3 protein-coding genes are annotated in these 4,540 nt (G+C 39.5%); all 3 read left to right on the forward strand.

Annotated elements, in window-relative coordinates:
* On the forward strand, nucleotides 1-849 hold an 849-nt coding region (locus AACT18_RS17100; RefSeq protein ID WP_217987469.1), incomplete at its 5' end, for a hypothetical protein.
* A 156-nt stretch (nucleotides 850-1,005) separates the two neighbouring features.
* The gene (locus AACT18_RS17105) at nucleotides 1,006-1,413 is read left to right on the forward strand and encodes a hypothetical protein (protein WP_176428346.1); all 408 of its coding nucleotides are present in this window, start codon (nucleotides 1,006-1,008) and stop codon (nucleotides 1,411-1,413) included.
* A gap of 160 nt (nucleotides 1,414-1,573) precedes the next feature.
* Nucleotides 1,574-1,972, forward strand: coding sequence for a hypothetical protein (locus AACT18_RS17110; protein WP_094144295.1), 399 nt, complete (start codon nucleotides 1,574-1,576; stop codon nucleotides 1,970-1,972).
* Nucleotides 1,973-4,540: the final 2,568 nt, after the last annotated feature.

Raw genomic sequence — 4,540 nt, forward strand, 5'->3', positions numbered from 1 at the left:
TTACAATGCCAATTATGGATTTTGGAGTGTTATTTGAAAATTGAAATAAATTCAAAGTATAAAAAGTTAGTTAAGGTTTTGTTGGTTGTATTCCCTATATTAAGTATTGCTACTGCCTTTCTTAGCCTCCCTTTAGTTTTATCATTACCATTGGCAGTCCTGATCACTACCATTCCACTCTTCCTCGATAGGTTTGTGTTTCGTTATAAAGTGCTACATGTAATGCCTATGCCGACTAATGACATGTTAGTTCATAGACTTGGGACTTCATGGGTAACAAATAATACTGAAACAATGGAAGGCTTAGGTATTGTCGTCATTTTCAAATATCAGCACGTAGCTAAAGATGCGTATAATATGTTGAAAGCATGGAATTATGGTAAGGTCATTGACCTATCTGAGAACATTTCCTTTAACGTTGTTCGGGAGCAAGGGGGAACATACAGTGCTTTTCTTTATGCGGGAGACAGGCTTGATAGCATTAAGGCTTCAGAGGCTTTAGCCAAAGATCGCCACGGTAGTAACGCAAAAATAGCAATGAGTGTCGCTAAGTTTTATATGCAGTTTAGTTTTGACTATTCAGATAGTGATTTAAAGACAAAGTGTGTAGAAAGCCTTCCTTATATAGATGAACTGCACCTAAATGTTGGCTATGTTCGTGATGGTGAAATTGTCATGTACTCAAAGAGAGGCTTTAGGCTTAAGAAGTTTAGCCTTATAGATAGAGTAGATGTTCCCGATGGTACGATCGAAAGTTTGAACGAGTGGATTAGTCCAGAAGGTAAGCTTGCTCCTATAAATCAAGCCCTTATTGAGGAAGTAAACAGAAACTTGGAATCAAACACATAACAAACGGCTCAAGAGGGATTGCCAACGCATGGCGGTTTTAGTGCAAAATTGAAGTTCAGTGTTTACAGTGTGTTTTTTGAGTTCGGTGGTGCGTCGTCAACCCCTTAGCCGGGCGTTATGTGATCTTGTAAATTCAGCTACATAAAGGAGAATTTAGTGGCTAATTCATTGATAATTCAGCAATTAGATAATCAATTGAAAGTAAATTCAGATGTTTATGATTTAAGTCGAATTGTTGGTGTTGAAGTGAAAGTTTTGACGTTCAAAGACTATCTTATGAGAATGTTTCTGCTGGGTGCAATTTCATCGAGTTTACTTTTTATTTTTATCCCATCAGAGCATCAGGAATATGGATTAGCGTATGCTTCCTTTTTACCATTGGTAGCATTTGTATTCGGTGCATTTTTGGGTTTTGTTAGCAGTAATAAGTATGAATTTCGTTTAGAGTTTAATCACTTAGATGAAACTGGGGTTCAATGGTTTACAGCGGCGAAGAGTAGAAAATCTAGTGATTACGTTTTGTTCAAAGAGCAAGAAATGGAGTTAAAACGAAAAATCACATAACAAACGGCTCAAGAGGGATTGCCAACGCGTGGTGACTTTAGTGCAAAATTGAAGTTCAGGGTTTACGGTGTGTTTTTTTGAGTTCGGCTATGCGTTGTCAACCCCTTAGCCGGGCGTTATAACCTAACATCATTATTATCAAATTGGTTGAGGGGGTAAAATGAAGAAATTATTCTTATACGTTATGGTTTTTTTCTCTGGATTTGCATTTGCGAATGATACTAAAGCTGGCTTAACATTGAGGTATGTATCATATATTGAGTGTGCGGATTATTATTTTGGGCTTAAAGATGAGGGTCGAGCGAATTTGATGCTCATGGGCATGAATACTATGTTGCATACGTTGTCTACAATATATGAACAAAATACGGTTCTTAATTTTATTGAGCATGCAGTAAAAGTTGTAGCGGTTGGACGGAAAACAAATAATTCAAATACTTTTTTTGCTTCTCAAGATGCTCTCGATACTGTTTGTGACAAGTTGGTTAAGGATTCAAATGTTGTTAGCTTAGAAGTTTTTAGTGTAATGATTAATAAGCCAAATATAGGTATAAATTAAAAAGCTGTTAGTTTCATAGGGTGTTAGGTTCATAACAAACGGCTCAAGAGGGATTGCCAACGCGTGGCGGCTTTAGTTCAAAATTGAAGTTCAGTGTTTACGGTGTGTTTTTTGAGTTCGGCTATGCGTTGTCAACCCCTTAGCCGGGCGTTATGCAACTCAGGTAAATTTAGGGGTTCAATCTTTTCGATTTCTCCGGCCATTCGTTTTGTGTTGTCGGCAAATGAGCTTTTTTACCCTAAAATTCGTGGTTTACTCAAGCCGTAAAACAGGCAAGGTTCTTTGTTTGCCTCAATCAGTTTTAGCGTTCGCGCGTTGTAAATTAAGTGGGCGCAAAGTGTGGAAAGGGCAAGTTTATCGAGTATTTCGCATTTGCTGAAAGTCTTGCTTGTTGAGTTTGTCTCATTCAAAAGCTTGGTTTGTTGTTGAAAGGTGGGCTTTGTTTTGGCGGCTTATTTATCACGGCTCCTACTTGGGTTGATTCTTGAATTACTCAACCATTGCAATCGTGGCTTTTGGTCGTGTAAAGTTAGTTTATCTTATTGAATTTGCATAACAAACGGCTCAAGAGGGATTGCCAACGCGTGGCGACTTTAGTGTAAAATTGCAGTTCAGTGTTTAAGTGTGTTTTTTAAGTTCGGCGGTGCGTTGTCAACCCCTTAGCCGGGCGTTATGTTTAATCACGCAAAATCAGTTGGTTGCATCTTTTCTTTGCTCCCTCGGCTTGTTGGTTTTGTGTTTGCCGGCAAATTGGCTTCGTTTGGCGCTGTTTTCTGGACATTTATTCTTTGGCGCTGGAAATTCAGAGAATTGCCTCAGTCGATTTTCGAGTAAGCGCGAGGTTGGTTCGGCTGGCTCAATCAGTATTTTGATCACAGGTTTTTGGGCTTGAATTGCCGAAATTCGAAGTCTGTTTTTCAAAACTATGAGTCGTTTCAGTTTTCTGGGTTTTAGCTTTTGTTTGTCAGTCAAAACCGAGTTAATTTTGGTTTAGGTAAAACGTAAGTCATTGAAGCTTAAACATAACAAACGGTTCAAGAGGGACAGCCAACGCGTGGCATTTTTATTATGCGTTGGTTTTTTGTGGTTACGGTGTTATGCGGAAGCTTGGTAATGGCGTTGGCTGCCCCTTAGCCGGGCGTTATGCAACTCAGGTAAATTTAGGGGTTCAATCTTTTGGGATTTCTCCGGCCATTCGTTTTGTGTTGTCGGCAAATAAGCACTTTCACCCTCAAATTCGTGGTTCACTCAAGCCGTAAAACGGGCAAGGTTCTTTGTTTGCCTCAATCCGTTTTGGCGTTGGCGCGTTGTCAGTTTGGTGGGCGCAAAGTGTGGAAAGGGCAAGTTAATCGATTATTTTGTACTTGCTGAAAGTCTTGCTTGTTGAGTTTGTCTCATTCAAAAGCTTGGTTTGTTGTTGAAAGGTGGGCTTTGTTTTGGCAGCTTATTTATCACGACTCCTACTTGGGGTGATTCTTGAATCACTCAACCATTGCAATCGTGGCTTTTGATCGAGTAAAGTCAGTTTATCTTATTGAATTTGCCTAACAAACGGCTCAAGAGGGATTGTCAACGCGTGGCGGCTTTAGTACAAAATTGAAGTTCAGTGTTTACGGTGTGTTTTTTGAGTTCGGCGGTGCGTTGTCAACCCCTTAGCCGGGCGTTATGCTTAATCTCACAAAATCAATCGGTTGTGGCCTTTTCTCTGTTCCTTCAGCCATTCGTTCTTGTTTGTCGGCAATGATTAAAAGCTGTCGCTGTTTTGAAATGAATTGATGCTGTGAGTTTCGAGCTGTTGCCTCATTTTAGTTTTGAGCCAGTTCGTGTTGAGTTTCTTTTTCTCAAGTCGCTTTGAGTGATTTGGCTCCTTGGCTTATCGGCCAAAAGCGTATCGGCAATTTACTATTGTTTTGCGCTGCCTAATGAAAAGGCAATTTCGTTGGCGCTGTTGGTTCAGCGTTGTTGCCTCATTTGAGTTTCATGCCAGTTTGCTGTGAGTCTGGTTGGTCGGGTTTTCGTTAAAAAGGCATTTTGTTCTATTGATCGTGGTGAATTTATCTCAGTTTTTGTTCAATTCATGGTTTCGATCAGGTTAACGAATTTTGGTGCTTGGGTTGGTTTGAAAGTGTGAGTTATTCTAATGGTTGCTCAAACCTAAGTGTTTGAAGTTTAAGCATAACAAACGGTTCAAGAGGGACAGCCAACGCGTGGCATTTTTATTATGCGTTGTTTTTTGTGGTTACGGTGTTATGCGTAAGCTTGGTTGTGGCGTTGGCTGCCCCTTAACCGGGCGTTATGTTTAATCACGTAAAATCAGTAGCTTGTGTCTTTTCTTTACTCCATAAGTCATTCTGTTTTGGTCTTTTAGCAAGTTGGCATCGTTTGACGTTGTTTTTCGAACATTTTCCTCAATCTTTAAGTTAGAACGTCAGCTTTTGTGTTTTCTGTTTTCAAAGTTCAATTTAGTCAACCTTATGATTTAATTAAATTTTTAGCTTCTGGTTTTGATTGCAAAAGTAAGTCGGGTTAAACTTCAGCATAGTTGAACGTAAGGTATTGAATCTTAAA

It is taken from the genome of Vibrio sp. V04_P4A5T148, assembly GCF_963875605.1.
Lineage (GTDB): Bacteria > Pseudomonadota > Gammaproteobacteria > Enterobacterales > Vibrionaceae > Vibrio > Vibrio anguillarum.

Excerpts from the sequence above, each read along its gene's own strand:
- AACT18_RS17110 (WP_094144295.1), top strand. The coding sequence starts at position 1,574 with ATGAAGAAATTATTCTTATACGTTATGGTTTTTTTCTCTGGATTTGCA.